Raw genomic sequence first — 16,654 nt, forward strand, 5'->3', positions numbered from 1 at the left:
AATTCAAATTTAACAAATATGACAAGATGTCATACTAAGTTTTAACAATGTTTTAGGTTGTTTCAATCGTTGTCGAATTTTAAAAACCTACAGATAGTATCTCTTTTTTGAATAGATTGTTGGAGAGTATAAATTTTCAAATTTTTTATCAAAAGCACTATATTTAAAAAAAATAGATACTTTTGCGACAGAAAGCAAACAATGATGGCAAAGAATTTAGTTATAGTCGAATCTCCTGCAAAGGCAAAAACAATCGAAAAATTTCTAGGAAATGAGTTTCAAGTCGAGTCGAGTTATGGACACATTGCCGATTTACCATCAAAAGAAATAGGAGTAGATGTAGAAAATGGTTTTAAACCTAAGTATGAAGTTTCAGCCGATAAAAAAGCATTGGTTACAAAGCTCAAAGGTTTAGCCAAAAATGCCGATATGGTTTGGTTAGCCAGTGATGAGGACCGAGAAGGAGAAGCTATTTCTTGGCATTTATCAGAAGAATTAAAATTAGATAAAAACAAGACTAAAAGAATTGTATTTCATGAGATTACAAAAAATGCTATTCTAAAAGCCATTGAAAATCCTAGAGAAATTGATTATAATTTAGTAAACGCACAACAAGCTCGTAGGGTTTTAGACAGATTAGTAGGATATGAATTATCTCCTGTTTTATGGCGTAAAATAAAAGGAGGTTTATCTGCAGGTCGAGTGCAATCGGTTTCTGTAAGATTAATTGTAGAACGCGAACGTGAGATTCAAAATTTCAAACCCGTTGCGAGTTATTCTGTAGTGGCAGAATTTTTAAACGAAGCAGGAAGAGCTTTTAAAGCCAAACTTCCAAAGAATTTTAATACTAAAAAAGAAGCAGAAGATTTTTTAAATAAAAACATTGGTTCTAATTATAAAGTAGGTGATTTAGAAACCAAACCTACAAAAAAATCTCCAACAGCACCTTTTACAACTTCAACGTTGCAACAAGAAGCAGCTCGTAAATTATATCTTCCAGTTGGAATCACCATGCAATTAGCACAACGTTTGTACGAAGCCGGATTGATTACTTATATGAGAACTGATAGTGTGAATCTTTCCAAAGAAGCAATGGATGCTGCTCAAGCAGAAATCATTAAATCTTACGGTGCAGCATTTTCAAAACCAAGAACGTTTGCCAATAAAAGCAAAGGCGCACAAGAAGCTCACGAAGCCATTCGTCCAACGGATATGTCGCGTCATACAGTAAATATCGATAGAGATCAAGCGCGTTTGTATGATTTAATTTGGAAAAGAACATTGGCATCTCAAATGAGTGATGCCGAATTAGAACGAACTAATGTGAAAATTGAGGCAAACAATCATTCTGAAGTTTTTACAGCTTCTGGAGAAGTGATTAAGTTTGAAGGTTTCTTGAAAGTGTATCTTGAAGGAAATGATGAGGATGAAGAAGAACAAGAAGGAATGTTGCCAGCAATGAAAGTCAATGAAAAATTGATTAACAATTACATTACTGCTACAGAAAGATATTCTCGTCCGCCAAGTCGTTATACAGAAGCGTCTTTGGTTAAAAAATTGGAAGAACTTGGTATTGGTCGTCCGTCAACCTATGCGCCAACAATTTCTACCATCATCAACAGAAGTTATGTAGAAAAAGGAACGCTTGAAGGTCAAGAACGAAAATATACACAGTTGACATTGCAATCAGGAAAAGTATCGGATGTAATTCTAAAAGAAAATACAGGTTCCGATAAAGGAAAATTAGTTCCAACGGATATTGGGAATATTGTAACCGATTTTTTGGTCAAGAATTTTGACGCCATTTTAGATTACAATTTCACTGCCAAAGTGGAACAAGATTTTGACGAAATCGCAGAAGGAAACATCAATTGGACTAAAATGATGCAGGAGTTTTATGATAAATTCCATCCCAATGTAAAAGATGTTGAAGCTAATGCTGACAGAGAAAGTGGTGAAAGAATTTTAGGAAAGCATCCAGAATCAGGCAAAACGGTTTTGGTTCGTTTGGGCAAATTTGGTGCTATGGCTCAAATTGGAGATAGCGATGATGAAGATAAGAAATTTGCAAGCTTACGTCCAGAACAAAATATCGGAACTATCACTTTGGAAGAAGCATTGAATTTATTTTTACTTCCAAAAGCATTAGGAACTTATAAAGGAGAAGAAGTTGAAGTAAGTTTAGGACGTTTCGGACCATTCATTCGTTTTGGAAAAGTGTTTGTTTCACTTCCAAAAGGAGAAGAACCATTGGATGTAGATTTAGAAAGAGCTAAGGTTTTGATTGATGAAAAAACACAAGCTGATGCTCCAATTGCAGTTTACAAAGGCGAAGGCGTTCAAAAAGGAACTGGACGATTCGGACCATTTATTAAATGGAACGGAATGTTCATAAATGTATCAAAAAAGTACAATTTCGATAATTTATCTCAAAATGATATTGAAGAATTAATAGAAGATAAACTTCAAAAAAATATAGATAAAGTAATCCACAATTGGGAGTCTGAAGGTATAGTAATAGAAAAAGCTCGTTGGGGAAGGTCGATAATAACAAAAGGGAAAATTAAAATCGAATTAGGTAAAGATATAGATGCTGAAAAGTTAACCTTAGCTCAAGTTCAAGAAATGATTGCAAAGAAAACTCCAGCAAAAAAACCGGCTACTAAAAAGACTACAACCACTAAGAAAACTGCAACAAAAAAGAAGTAAAGTATGGGAGTTGATTTTCTTTCACCATTAAATGATGAAGTAACAGCATTTGTAAAAGGACTTTCTTCTCAACATTTGGGTAGTAAAATAGTTTTTCATACTGAAAAAGAATTTCCTGATTTAAAAAAAATCAGGCTTGCAATTATTGGAGTTTTAGAGAATAGAGGTGACAAAACAGCAATTAATGATGTTGAGTTAACCCATATAAGAAAGGAATTATATGGATTATTTCCAGGTAATTGGGATGTCTCTATTGCTGATTTGGGAGATTTATATCCAGGCAATTCAAAAGAAGACACTTATTTTGCATTACAAAAAGTTTGCGAAGAATTAATAAAGAATACGATTATACCTATTATAATAGGTGGTTCACAAGATTTAACTTATCCTCTTTATAGAGCTTACGATGGATTGGAGCAAATGGTAAATCTGGTAGCAATTGATAGTAAGTTCGATTTTGGTAAAGAAAGTGAAGAAATTTTCGCTACATCTTATTTAACCAATATAATTTTGGATGAGCCTAATAATCTTTTCAATTATAGCAATGTTGGATTTCAAACGTATTTGAATTCTCAAGAAGAAATTGATTTAATAGAAAAATTGTTTTTTGATGCCTGTAGATTAGGAGATGTTTCTAGTAATATAGCCGTTTCAGAGCCCGTTTTTAGAGACGCAGATATTGTTGTTGTAGATTTAACATCTGTAAAGTCCTCTGATTCAGGTAATTTTATTACATTTACTCCTAATGGATTTAATGGAAAAGAAATATGTTCTTTGTCTCGCTATTCAGGTATTAGTGACAAAGTTTCCTCGTTTGGAATTTTCAATCACAACAATTCCAAACAAGAATCAATTCTGATAGCTCAAATTATTTGGTATTTTATTGAAGGCGTTCATTACCGTTCAAATGAGTATCCTTTTGGTAGTAAAGAAAATTATTTAAAATACATTATTCCTTTTGAATCTGAAGAACTTGTTTTCTATAAGAGTAACAAAACTGACAGATGGTGGATAGAGATACCTTTTATTTCAAGTCAAAATAATAAATTGAAAAGAAATACGTTATTACCATGTTCTTATGAAGAATATTTGTTAGCCTGTAATCAAGAGTTGCCTGAAAGGTGGTGGAAAGTTCAGCGAAAAAACATTATTTAACGCACAATTACGGTACATTTTAGATATTTATTTATTTGGAAAATTAAAAATTACAATTACGGTACAAATCTTACAATAAAAATAAGAATAACGCATTTAATCGAAAAAAAATGCATTTAATCGATAAAATATTTTTTTATCTTAATTAATAAATTTACTTTTGGGCTTTAAATATTTTTTTTGCAAATAGTTGCTTTTTTAAAAAATAATAAATAAGTTTACGCCCTTTAAATATGAATACACACATAACCCAAGTTTATATGAAGAAATTAATTGCTTTTACCGTCATTTCAGCTTTGTTAGCAAGTTGTGGTAGCTCAGGAGACAAAGGAGAGTTGGTTGGAGTAAAAGGGAAGAAATGGAACCCTGAGAAGCCCTATGGGATGACTTTAGTCCCTGGTGGTGCATTTATAATGGGAAAATCTGATGATGATTTAGCCAATGTTCAAGATGCGCCTACTAAAACTGTTACTGTGAGATCCTTTTACATGGATGAAACTGAAATTACAAATAGCGAATATCTTCAATTTGTAGAATGGGTAAAAGATTCTACCATGCGTGTTCGTTTGGCTATTTTAGCTGATGAAGTTGGTGGTGGAGGAACTGCTGGTGCATCAGGAGGTAAAGGTAAAGGCGGCAAAGGAAAAAATGCTGGTAGTATAGCTGATTTTGCTTTTAACGATGCTGATCCGGCTAAAATGACTGCTTATGACAAGTACATGTATGAGAATTATTATAGTGTAGGAACTGATGATGATCCTTATGCTGGAAGAAAATTGAATCACAATGTAAAATTGATTACAGATACTTCTAAATATCCAGATGAATATTATACTGAAGTAATGGATACGATGTATATCCCTGTTGCTGAATCCTTCAATGGTTTGAGAACAGTAGATGTAAATAAATTAAAGTTCCGTTATTCTTGGATGGATATTCAGGCTGCGGCGAAAGCAAAAGCTGGGAAAAGAAAAGATTTCATTAAGACCGAGCAAATCAAAGTGTATCCTGATACAACAGTTTGGATTAAAGACTTTTCGTATTCATACAACGAGCCTATGCACAATGACTATTTGTGGCATCAAGCGTATTCGCAATATCCAGTTGTTGGTGTGAATTGGCATCAAGCCAAAGCGTTTTGTGCTTGGAGAACATTATACAAGAATTCATATATTAAGAAGAAAAAGAAAGGGAATCTTATCAATTCTTTCAGGTTGCCTACCGAAGCTGAATGGGAGTATTCTGCAAGAGGAGGTTTAGAGTCTGCTTCTTATCCATGGGGTGGTCCTTATGCTAAAAATGATAGAGGCTGTTTCTTGGCTAATTTTAAACCTAACAGAGGTGATTACGCGGCTGACCAAGCTCTTTATACTGTTGAAGCAAAATCATACGAGCCGAATGGATACAATCTTTACAATATGTCTGGAAACGTAGCTGAGTGGACAGATTCTTCTTACGATCCAACTGCTTACGAATTTGTTTCTAGTATGAATCCAAGTGTTGGAGATTCTAAAAACATGCGTAAAGTTGTAAGAGGAGGTTCATGGAAAGATGTTGCATATTTCTTGCAAGTGGGTACTAGAGATTTTGAATATGCTGACACTGCTAGAAGTTATATTGGTTTCAGAACCGTTCAAGATTATATGGGTACCGTTGTTACCGGAAAACCTGCAAGAAGATAAATTAAACTCAAAAAAATAAATAAACTTAACTAACTAAAATTTTCTATTATTATGGCATTATTAAGCAAAAAAACGATGAATTTCGCTTACGGTATGGGAGCGGCAGTAGTAATTATTGGAGCATTATTTAAATTAATGCACTGGCCAGGAGCTAGTGCGATGCTAATCATCGGTCTTGGAACAGAAGCATTAATTTTTGGTTTATCAGCTTTTGATCCTGTTGATAAAGAATTGGATTGGTCTTTAGTATATCCAGAACTAGCTGGTGGTGAAGCTAAACCAAAATCAGCAAAAAAGGAGGATGCTACTGAAGCTCAGGGTCTTCTTTCTCAAAAATTAGATGCTATGTTGAAAGAAGCTAAAATTGATGGAGAGTTGATGGCTAGCTTAGGAAATAGTATCAAAAACTTTGAATCTGCTGCTAAAGGAATAGCTCCAACTGTTGACTCAATTGCTTCTACAAAAAAATATAGTGAAGAATTGACATTGGCTGCTGCTCAAATGGAATCTCTAAATAGTTTGTATAAAATACAATTAGAAAGCGCTTCTCGAAATGCTCAAATCAATAACGAGGTCGCAGAAAATAATTTAAAACTAAAAGATCAAATGCAGTCTTTAACATCAAACTTGTCTTCTTTGAACAATGTTTATGGTGGAATGCTTTCTGCAATGAGTAACAAAGGGAATTAGTATCTCACTACATTTTTAATATAAACAAAAAATTAACTAGAAAAAATGGCAGGAGGAAAATTAACCCCTAGGCAGAAGATGATTAACCTGATGTACTTGGTTTTCATCGCGATGTTAGCATTAAATATGTCCAAAGAAGTATTATCAGCATTTGGAATTTTGAATAATAAAATTATTGAATCAAACAGTATTAGTGATTTAAGAAACGATGCTTCTTTCCAACAATTGGCTCAAAAAGCACAAGATCAACCTTTACAGTTTGGTGATAAAAAAGCAAAAGTTGAAAAAATTAGAGCAGTTTCAAAAGAATTTTCTACATACATTGAAAATTTAAAAACAGAGTTTACTAAAGAATTAGTAAGAGATGCTGATGGTAATCTTCCTTTTGAAGCAATGGATAAAGGAGATAAGGTTGACGAAAAATTATTTGTTGGAGATAAACCATCACCAAAAGGACAAGAGTTTTTAGATAAAATTGCAAACTACGTTGTTCAAATAAGAAAAATAGGTGGTAGTTCGATTGCTGATGTTGAAATGAAAAAAATTGAAAAAAGATTTTCAACAGAACCAGTAAAATCTAAAAATGCAGGAACAACTTTAGGTTGGTTAGAATATAACTATAAAGGATTTCCTCTAATTGCTACAGTAACTAAATTTTCACAACTTCAAGCTGATATAAAAACCACTGAGAGTGATATTATAGCTGGAATGTTTCAGTCTGATCTTGTTGCAGCTGCATCGCTAACTGCATATCAACCAATAGTTGTACCTGAAAAAACTGCCTTTTTTCAAGGAGAGGCTGTTAAAGGTAAAATTATATTAGGTAAGTTCGATCCTAATTTGGTTGCTAAATCAGTTGTTGTTAATGGAACATCTGTTAAAGCAGAAGCAGGTCAAGCAAACTTCTCATTTGGTGCTGGTGCTGTGGGAGAACACGAAATAAACGGTTCATTTAATTTTGACGAAAATGGAAAAGTAGTTAGTTTACCTATTAAAGGGAACTATGTTGTTGTACCTCGTCCAAATTCTGCAACTATCTCTGCTGATAAAATGAATGTGGTTTATAGAGGTGTAACAAATCCTATGACAATTTCCTTTGCTGGGGTGTCTTCGGATAAAGTTTCAGCTTCTGCTCCAGGTCTTAGTTCTGCTGGTAAGCCAGGTGCTTATAAAATGAATCCAGGATCAGGTACTGAAGTAGTTATTAATGTTACAGGTACTTTGCCTGATAATTCTAAAGTTTCTGATAAGAAGGTTTTTAGAATAAAGAGTATACCTGCACCAACTGGAGCTATTGGTGGTGAAATAGGTGTGGTTAAAGGTGCTAAGTCCCGTTTAGAGGTTTCTCAAGTTTCAGCAAAGATGCTTGATTTTGACTTTGAAGTAAAATTAAGAGTTACAGGTTTTAGTTTAAAAGTTGCTGGACAACCAACAGTGGTAGTTCAAGGTGATAGAGTAAATGCTCAATGTAAAGCAGCACTTCAAAAAGCAACCAGAGGTGATCAAGTAACCATTTCTGATATCAAGACTAAGTTAGAGGGTTCTGACATATTATTATCAAGAACAGCTCCTGTAATCTACGAAATACAATAATAATTTAAGTTAGATTACGTTTCTACTTAAGTAACTTATAATTACATAAAATGAAGTATAAAAATTTTTTAATCTTGGTTGTTTTCGCCTTCGGGAATTTATCATCTTTCGCACAGTCGAATTTGCTTAACGCAAAAGTTCCTTCTGAAATTGGGAAAAAGACTGCTGCTCAGTTAATTTCGGATAATGATAAACCATTAGCTTATGGTTATGTTCACGACCGAGATGTTTTAATGGGCAAAACGACTTGGGAAATCATTGATTTGGATGAAAGAATCAACTTTCCTTTGTACTATCCTATAGATACAGCCAATATTGGTAAAGATAGAAGATCTTTGTTTGATGTAATATTGAAAGGGATAAAAGAAGGTAAAATTACTGAGGTTTATACCGACAGTTATTTTAATACCAAAAAAACATTTAAAGATATGACAACTTCTTTTACCTATATCGATACAACTGATGCAGGAAAAGAAGAAATTAATACCTATCCAGAGGATTATAAATCCGGCAGAAAAGTATTAGATCCTCAGTATATTAATAAAAAAGAATTATCTTCAATTGATATATCTGACTATAAGATTAAAGGTTTTTGGTATTTTGACAAACGTCAAAGTGAACTTAAATACCGTCTTTTAGGAATATGTCCTGTTTCGCCTGAGGCTAAAGAAATTGGAGCTGATAATCCTGATTACATTGAGTTATTTTGGGTTTATTTCCCAGCAGTCAGAGACATACTACATGATGCAAAAGCATTTAATGATAGAAACTCTGCCATGCCAATTTCGTTTGATCATTTATTGAATTCACGTAGATTCAATGGTGTTATATACAAAGAAGAAAACGTGTATGGAGACAGGGAAATTGCTGAGTACATGAGAGATAATTCACAAATGCAATTGCTCGAATCAGAAAGAGTTAAAGATAAGATTCGTGATTTTGAACAAGATATGTGGAATTATTAATTAAATTCCATTTACAATTTAAACTCTTATCATTTTGATAAGAGTTTTTTATTTTGATGTATATGATAGATTATTTAATTGTTGGTTCGGGATTGGCTGGAATTTCTTTTGCAGAGCAGGCTTTGCGAAATCAAAAATCTATTCTCGTAATTGACTCAAATTTACAAAATTCTTCAAAAATTGCTGGAGGACTTTACAATCCTGTAATTTTAAAAAGATTTAGTAAATTAAACGATGCACAAAATCAACTGAATCTACTCAATCAATTTTATGAACATATTGAATCTAAATTGCAGACAAAGTTTGATTTTAAAATCCCTATTTTACGTAAATTTTTTTCTATTGAAGAGCAGAATAATTGGTTTATTGCATCAGATAAAGATGGTTTATCACCATTTCTCTCTACCAAGTTAATCTCAAAAAAATATCAATGTATTGATTCACCCTATGATTATGGTGAAGTATTACAGACGGGATATGTAGATGTTCCTCTTTTACTAGATAAATATAGAACGTATCTAATTGAAAATGATTTATTTTTTGATGAGTCATTTGATTATGATATTTTAAAACTTCATACTGACTTTGTTCAGTACAGGAATATAGGGGCAAAGCAAATTACTTTTGCTGAAGGTTTTGGTTTACATGCCAATCCTTATTTTAATTATTTACCTCTTGACGGAACGAAAGGGGAGCTGTTAATCATTAAAGCCTCTGAATTAGAATTAGATGTAATTATCAATACAAGCGTGTTTATTTTGCCACTTGGGAACGATTTGTTTAAAGTAGGCGCTACCTACAACTGGAAAGATAAAACGAGTATTCCTACTGAGGAGGGAAAAAAGGAGTTAGTTGATAGATTAAAAGAAATTATCAGCTGTGATTTTGAAATAATTTCACATTTAGCGGGTGTTCGACCAACTGTTAAGGATAGAAAACCATTAATTGGTACACATCCTATTCACCCAAGAATTCATATTTTAAATGGATTAGGGACACGAGGTGTTCTTCTTGGGCCTGCAATGGCTAAAGCATTATTTGAATTTATAGAATATGATATTCCTTTAGATTCTTCAATTGATATCAAGAGATTTGATAAAAAATAGAGCCTATTTTTTATAGTCAGAGTCATATGAAACAAACATATTAATGTAAATGTTTCTAGACCACCTCAAAATAAAAGGTTGTAAGATAATAATAGATGCTATTATCGCTATAAAAGATGTCATTACGCTTTGATTTATGAACAGAAAAGTAATGATAAATATGGCAATACCCATTGCTACATTAAGCGCATAGCTCACATACATGGCTCCATAAAAAAAGGATGGTTCAATCTGATATTTTAAATTACAGTGGCTACAATTTTCGTGCATCTTGAGCACAGAACCTAAATGCAAGGGGTTTTTGTTAACATACATGCTTTCATTTTGACATTTAGGACAAGTTCCTGTTAAAATACTATATAATTTGGATCCTTTTTTTAACATTTGCAAAAATTTTTCACAAAGGTACACTATTCTACTTTTTAGAATGTAACAACAGTCACATAATCATGTTAAATATACATAATCTTTCGGTTTCCTTTGGTGGGACTTATTTATTTGAAGAGGTAACTTTTAGAATGGGCGCTGGAGATCGAGTAGGTCTAGTTGGAAAGAATGGGGCTGGCAAATCAACTATGCTGAAAATTTTAGCGGGTGATATTAAGCCAGATTCTGGAAGTATTGCTACAGAAAAAGAGGTGAAAATTGGCTTTCTTCGACAAGACATCGATTTTGAGCAAGGAAGAACAGTACTTGAAGAAGCATATCAAGCATTTACTGAAATCAAAATAATCGAGGAAAAGTTAGAAGAAATTAATCATCAGTTAGTGACTCGTACCGATTATGAAAGTGAAGAATATTCCCAAATCATAGAAGATTTATCTGATTATACTCATCGATTTGAATTGCATGGCGGTTACAATTATCTGGGAGATACTGAAAAAATTCTTTTGGGTCTTGGTTTTAAAAGAGAGGTTTTTAATAATCAAACCGAAACTTTTTCTGGAGGTTGGAGAATGCGAATTGAATTAGCAAAATTGTTGTTGCAAGCGAATGATATTTTGCTTTTGGATGAGCCTACCAATCACTTGGATATTGAGAGTATTATTTGGTTGGAGAGTTTCTTGCGGAATTATCCTGGGGTAGTAGTGATTGTTTCTCATGATAAAATGTTTTTAGATAATGTGACCAATAGAACTATCGAGATTTCTTTAGGCAAGGCTTATGATTTTAACAAGCCTTATTCTCAATATTTGGAGTTGAGACATGAAATTCGAGAGAAGCAATTAGCGACTCAGAAAAATCAAGCGAAGAAAATTGAGGAAACAGAAAAGTTAATCGAAAAATTCCGTGCTAAAGCCTCTAAGGCATCCATGGCACAGTCACTTATTAAAAAATTAGACAAAGTAGAGCGTATTGAGGTAGATGAAGACGATAATTCAGTGATGAACATTTCGTTTCCAGTATCTAAAGTTCCCGGAAAAGTAGTCATTGAAGCTGAAAGTGTTACCAAGAAATATGACGAAAAAACCATATTAAAAGATATTAATTTATTGGTCGAACGCGGAAGTAAGATTGCCTTTGTGGGTCAAAATGGGCAAGGTAAATCTACTCTTATCAAGGCTATTATGAATGAATTTGAGTTTCAAGGAAATATCAAACTCGGACATAATGTTCAAGTAGGTTATTTTGCACAAAATCAGGCGGAATATCTTGATGGAGAAATTACTTTACTCAGAACGATGGAAGATGCAGCAACTGATACCAATCGTTCTAAAGTGAGAGATATGCTTGGTTCGTTTCTTTTTCGAGGGGATGATGTTGAGAAAAAGGTGAAAGTGCTTTCTGGTGGCGAGAGAAATCGATTGGCACTTTGCAAATTGCTTTTGCAGCCTATTAATGTTTTATTAATGGACGAACCCACAAATCACTTGGATATAAAATCGAAAAATGTACTAAAGGCAGCACTACAAAAATTTGAAGGAACCTTGCTTCTGGTGTCTCACGATAGAGATTTCCTTCAAGGAATGTCAAATATTGTTTATGAATTTAAAGACCAAAAAATAAAAGAATATCTAGGTGACATTAACTATTTCTTAGAACAGCGCAATCTCGAAAACATGCGAGAAGTTGAGAAAAAAGACGTCATTAAGAAAGATATACCAACCATAACACCAAAAGTTTCCTATGAAGATCAGAAAAAAGGGAAGGCACTTCAAAATCGTTTAAGTAAAATAGAAAGTCAGATTAAACAACTCGAAATTGACATTCAAAATGATGATAAAATGCTTGCCTCTAATTATGATAAGCACATAGAGGATGCCTCTTTTTTTATGGCTTATAATAAGAAAAAAGCTGAACTCGATAAACTTTTAGAAGATTGGGAAATTGTTCAGGGAGAAATAGATAACCTTTAGAATAAATAAAATGCAACTGGGAAATCAAATGAAGAATTTACATTTACTCCTTTCAGTTCTAATTGTTGTTCCAATTGCTTTTGTTTATGGATTTTCACCAAATTTTATTTCACAGCAATTATTTACTGTCGAAGTTAGTTCGCTAGATATGGCTACTATTTTCAAAGCTATTATGGGTTTGTATTTAGCTTCGGGCGGACTTTGGGTTTTAGGAATTTTAAACCCAAAATATTGGGGAGCAGCTACTATTTCTAATATTGTTTTTATGTTTGGTCTGTCATTTGGAAGAATGATTGGTTTCCTATTTGATGGAATTCCATCGCCAATTTTTTGTGTTGGAACTCTTGGAGAATTGGTTTTGGCGATTTATGGATGCTATCAATTGACTAAACTAAAAAAGAGTTCTTAAAAAGAAGTCTTCAAGGTTATTTCATTTCATCAAATTTTGCTTTTCCTAAATTGATAACAGTATCGTTTCTAGCTATTTTTATAGAGATTAAGGACTGAGTTCACATAAACATTATTGTTTTCTGAAGCTTTAGTTTTTGCATTTTAAGCAAGTAATTGTCTTGCGTTTAGTACACCATTTCCATTGTTTAGTATTTCTAAATTTTCAATTTTTCTTGTTACGGTGAAACTGCCATTATCTAAGGTTTCTATTTTTAAATAACACCTATAGATTTAGAGTGTTCAATTGCCTCACTACTATTTTTAAAATAACACACGGCAACATCCAAACTCTCAATGTTTTTGAGAGCCTTCAGTGTTTTTTCTTTTTTGTGTTTTCCTGTTTGTCGAATATAAATAGCCTTTACAGTAATTGGAAAAATTTTACAAATCGCTTCATATAAAATTGGGTCTTGCTGAGAATCATCGCCCAAAAGAACATATTGTAAATCAGGATAGAATTCTAAAATGTGTTTTATTTTTTCAAATTTGTGATTATGATTGCTTCTTCCTGTAACTAAAAAGTCCACCAGACTTGTTTTAATGTCTTTTAGTAATAAAACTGCGTTTGGCAATTGATGTATTTCAGTAAATTTAATGATAAAGCGATACAAGTTCCATTCGCTACTAGACACATAGAAAAAAGCATTCTGTTCTTTTGGACTAGTCCTTCCCGCTTTATTCAAGGCTTGATAGTGCGATACAACATCTTCAAATACTTTTCTTTTGGTAACATTTCTGAACAATAAAATGTACAGTTTTTTTAAAATATTTCTCGAATGCGTTACCAAAAAAGTGTCGTCAATATCAGATATGATTCCTAGTTCTCCTTTGTGAGGTCTTATATAACGTTCTTTCGCAACAATTTCATTATCATTATAGTTAATGCTTACTTGGTATTCAATCCACCCATAATTTTCGATTTGATGCAGTGGCACACAAAATTTGAAATAACCGTCATTGAGTGTTTTAGTATGTATTGTACGATTGTTGTATTTTAAATACACATCAGCATTAGCTTGTGTTTTTATCCGAAACATATTGATTATCGAAGTTGCATTCCTTACATTTTTTTTCTGAAAATCATACTCCTTAGCTGTAGTAGGTTTAAAAACGTGCCCCATTACAATTAATTCTTGTTCATTCGCGTAGCCACGATATAATTTCAGAATAGGTTTCATTTCAAATTATAATTTTGATAGAATTTGAAAATTAACTATTTTTAGTCAATAAACGAAATTAAAGTTTGAAAAAGAATTGCATCATGGTAGTTAACCCCGTTTCTGGAGCTCTTGATAAATCCGAATTTATCAGTGAAGCCAGAAATTTTGCCTCAACTAAAAATTTAAAATTACATATTTACAATACTACTGGAGTAAATGATATTAGCAATTTAAGAGAACTTTATTCTGTTTATAAACCTGAAAGAATTATCGTTGCTGGCGGTGATGGAACCATTAAAATGGTCACTGAGGCTGTAGAAAATGAAGATGTGATTTTAGGCATTTTACCAGCGGGTTCCGCAAACGGATTGGCTACAGATCTTAATTTGCCGTCTGTATTCGAGGAGAACCTTGAGATTGCCTTTGGGGAAACTTATTTAGATATTGATATTGTATCAATTAATAATGAAAAAAGTATCCATTTGAGTGATTTAGGATTAAACGCCGAACTTATTAAAAACTACGAGAGTAGTTACATTCGAGGTAAATTAGGATATGCATTACAAGCTTTGACCACCTTAATCGATTTGCAAGAACCGTTTACTGCTACAATAACAACTAGTAAAAAGACTTTGATTTGTGATGCCAGAATGATTGTAATTGCAAATTCAAAGAAATATGGTTCGGGCGTCACTATCAATCCCAATGGGACAATGGATGATGGTAAGTTTGAGTTGATTATTTTAAAAAACTTAGATTTAATAGTTTTATTAAAAATCATTACTGGCAATATACCTATTCATTCGGACGATGTTGAAATTATATCTACTGATAAAGCAACGGTTGTGACCAATGTTCCAGTTAACTTTCAAATGGACGGGGAGTATTACGGCTTAAAATCGCAACTTGATATAGAGATTTTACCCAAGATGATAAAAGTCGCAGTTCCTAAAAATTAGAATAGTTATTTGAACGGATTTCTTTCTTTCCAGTCTGTTTTGGGTTCTAAATAGCAGAAAATAGTTTCCATTTTACTATTGATGATAGCCTTTGAATGTTCAATATATCCGAATGTTTCGATAGGTTTAGCGCCAACAGAACTTTTTATTTCTAAGGCTGTTCTTCCAAAAATAATTTTTTTAAAATTTTTATTTATAGAATAAGCCACCATGTCATAGAGCATGTTGAGATAGAGCATTTTTTCTCTTTGAATAGTATCATCATAGCCTAGAAAATAGGTTTCCATTATTTTCCCATTTTTGATAAGGGTATTAAAACCAATCAATTGCTCATTAAGAAAATAGCCGTAAAACAAAAACTGTTCTTTGAGACATTCTTTAAAAACGCGAAAATGATTTTTAGGAAGAAAAAAGGTGTTGAAAGGAGCATTTTTAGCGACATGAAAATACAAATCATAGATTACATTCTCATATTTGATGATGTCTTCAAGATGCATTTTTCTTTTTTCAATACCATCAGATTTTTTTCTAGCACGTTTAAATTGATCTCGGTATTTTTTCGTTAAGCTATCAACATAATCGTTTTCCGTTTCCCAATTGGAATTGATTTCGAAAATCATATTGGGTTGAGTAGAAAACTGATACAGTTTCTTGAATTCAGGAGTTGCAAATTCTCTAACATCATTACTATAAAAATCTTTAAAAGTTGTGATGTGAATATTTTTGCCGATTAATTTAAGTTCTTTTCTAATTGATGCCGCCGCCATGTGTAATGTTCGTAGTATTTGAGCCTCATCAATTATGTTGGAAAACGCATATCCATTTTTACCAGTTAACATGTTGTTTCCAATAAATAAGACATGCGAACAAAAGTTTTTGAAAACAAAATTCCTGACAGCAGTTTTGACACACTTATCACGCTCTCCAAAAGATTCTAGTTTGTTTAAATCTAAAAATTGTGATAGAGCAATTCCCACAAGTTTTTCATTTAAAAATAGTCCTATGAAATAGCAAGACATATTTTTGGGTGCAGCTTTTTCAAGAACCATTAAATACTCTTTGGTTAAGAAAATATTCTCAACAGCAATCTCATTCCAATTGTTTGGGAGTTCGGCAGTCGAGGTAAAAATTTTGAATGAAGGAAGTGTATTCACACTATAGTTTTGATAGTTGGTCAAATTTAACCAATAAAGTTAAAGATGTAACAATAGATTTAATAAAAAAATCTCGCTTGAATTTTATTCCAAACAAGATTTGTGTTTTTATTCTACTATTTTATTTACCAAGCACATATAATGCCACCCATGACCATTCCGCAAACCACCCAATAACCTCCGGTTACAAGAGTATATTTAAAACTTCTTCTTTCATATAAAGCAGTAATACCAAGAACGGGAAGAATTAAAAAGAGCCCCGTCATAAATCCGTGTAAAGCACCATGCTTGAATGTTCGAAAAGCATTGCCATAATCAGCTATGAATGCATCATATGATGGTTTTGCAATACTCGCATCGCCACCAACCATTCCTAATGCTCCAGTTTGATGAATAACAAGAAAACGTAATACAAAGGCAATAAAAAAGGCATAGATAAAGGATGCTAGTAAAGTGATAACCATGTTACCTCCTCTCATTTTTTCTTCTGTTATTCCAGATTCATTCATCCAGATTGTTCCGAAAACTTTAGGATTGTACCAAACAAATCCTATGACAAGAGTTGAAAATGCTGCCGCTAAAAGCGCTAATAAATTAATTTCCATATTTTTAAAGTGTTGGTTAGTGTATCAAATTTACCTTTTTTTGATATAAATGAATTGTTTTTTTGCATT

The 16,654-nt window shown here is 32.7% G+C and carries 14 protein-coding genes; 10 read left to right on the plus strand and 4 right to left on the minus strand.

The genetic code is table 11. From position 1 onward, the window contains the following. Positions 1–204 precede the first annotated feature (204 nt). The 7 genes from topA (at position 205) to AC23L6_RS02265 (ending at position 9,900) form a co-directional block, all read left to right on the plus strand. A complete protein-coding gene (gene topA, locus AC23L6_RS02235; RefSeq protein WP_487560885.1) occupies positions 205–2,709 on the plus strand; it encodes a type I DNA topoisomerase in 2,505 nt (834 codons plus the stop codon). Between the two features lie 3 nt (positions 2,710–2,712). Beyond that, positions 2,713–3,864, plus strand: a complete 1,152-nt coding sequence (locus tag AC23L6_RS02240; protein ID WP_487560670.1) for a formimidoylglutamase — start codon at positions 2,713–2,715, stop codon at positions 3,862–3,864. A 260-nt stretch (positions 3,865–4,124) separates the two neighbouring features. After that, complete coding sequence (gene porK / locus AC23L6_RS02245) at positions 4,125–5,546, plus strand: T9SS ring complex lipoprotein PorK/GldK (protein ID WP_487560886.1); 1,422 nt, start codon at positions 4,125–4,127, stop codon at positions 5,544–5,546. Positions 5,547–5,597: 51 nt separating this feature from the next. Beyond that, a complete protein-coding gene (gene porL, locus AC23L6_RS02250) occupies positions 5,598–6,236 on the plus strand; it encodes a type IX secretion system motor protein PorL/GldL (RefSeq protein ID WP_487560671.1) in 639 nt (212 codons plus the stop codon). A 45-nt stretch (positions 6,237–6,281) separates the two neighbouring features. Further along, complete coding sequence (gene porM / locus AC23L6_RS02255; protein WP_487560672.1) at positions 6,282–7,829, plus strand: type IX secretion system motor protein PorM/GldM; 1,548 nt, start codon at positions 6,282–6,284, stop codon at positions 7,827–7,829. Between the two features lie 50 nt (positions 7,830–7,879). Further along, positions 7,880–8,794 carry a type IX secretion system ring subunit PorN/GldN gene (gene porN / locus AC23L6_RS02260; protein ID WP_487560673.1) on the plus strand — a complete coding sequence of 305 codons (915 nt, stop codon included), beginning with the start codon at positions 7,880–7,882 and terminating at the stop codon, positions 8,792–8,794. Between the two features lie 62 nt (positions 8,795–8,856). Further along, on the plus strand, positions 8,857–9,900 hold the full coding sequence (locus tag AC23L6_RS02265; RefSeq protein WP_487560674.1) for an NAD(P)/FAD-dependent oxidoreductase: 1,044 nt from the start codon (positions 8,857–8,859) through the stop codon (positions 9,898–9,900). 3 nt (positions 9,901–9,903) lie between these two features. Here AC23L6_RS02265 and AC23L6_RS02270 read toward each other — a convergent pair whose 3' ends face one another. After that, positions 9,904–10,284 carry a DUF983 domain-containing protein gene (locus AC23L6_RS02270; RefSeq protein WP_487560675.1) on the minus strand — a complete coding sequence of 127 codons (381 nt, stop codon included), beginning with the start codon at positions 10,282–10,284 and terminating at the stop codon, positions 9,904–9,906. Positions 10,285–10,349: 65 nt separating this feature from the next. On the opposite strand from AC23L6_RS02270, the gene AC23L6_RS02275 reads away from it, so the two are divergent. Both AC23L6_RS02275 and AC23L6_RS02280 read left to right on the plus strand, forming a co-directional pair. Beyond that, complete coding sequence (locus AC23L6_RS02275; RefSeq protein WP_487560677.1) at positions 10,350–12,257, plus strand: ABC-F family ATP-binding cassette domain-containing protein; 1,908 nt, start codon at positions 10,350–10,352, stop codon at positions 12,255–12,257. A 28-nt stretch (positions 12,258–12,285) separates the two neighbouring features. Then, positions 12,286–12,666 (plus strand): DUF4345 domain-containing protein, encoded by a 381-nt coding sequence (locus AC23L6_RS02280; RefSeq protein WP_487560678.1) that lies wholly within the window; start codon positions 12,286–12,288, stop codon positions 12,664–12,666. Between the two features lie 253 nt (positions 12,667–12,919). On the opposite strand, the gene AC23L6_RS02285 is transcribed toward AC23L6_RS02280, so the two are convergent. Continuing rightward, positions 12,920–13,885 (minus strand): App1 family protein phosphatidate phosphatase, encoded by a 966-nt coding sequence (locus tag AC23L6_RS02285; protein ID WP_487560679.1) that lies wholly within the window; start codon positions 13,883–13,885, stop codon positions 12,920–12,922. 83 nt (positions 13,886–13,968) lie between these two features. On the opposite strand from AC23L6_RS02285, the gene AC23L6_RS02290 reads away from it, so the two are divergent. After that, positions 13,969–14,826, plus strand: a complete 858-nt coding sequence (locus AC23L6_RS02290) for a diacylglycerol/lipid kinase family protein (RefSeq protein WP_487560680.1) — start codon at positions 13,969–13,971, stop codon at positions 14,824–14,826. Between the two features lie 5 nt (positions 14,827–14,831). Here the strand turns inward: AC23L6_RS02290 and AC23L6_RS02295 are convergent, their stop codons facing one another. Together AC23L6_RS02295 and AC23L6_RS02300 are read right to left on the minus strand one after the other, a co-directional pair. Further along, positions 14,832–15,980, minus strand: a complete 1,149-nt coding sequence (locus AC23L6_RS02295; RefSeq protein ID WP_487560681.1) for an 8-amino-7-oxononanoate synthase — start codon at positions 15,978–15,980, stop codon at positions 14,832–14,834. Between the two features lie 125 nt (positions 15,981–16,105). Further along, complete coding sequence (locus AC23L6_RS02300) at positions 16,106–16,585, minus strand: DUF1761 domain-containing protein (protein ID WP_487560682.1); 480 nt, start codon at positions 16,583–16,585, stop codon at positions 16,106–16,108. Between the last annotated feature and the right edge of the window lie 69 nt (positions 16,586–16,654).

It is taken from the genome of Flavobacterium sp. R1_16 (genome assembly GCF_057652095.1).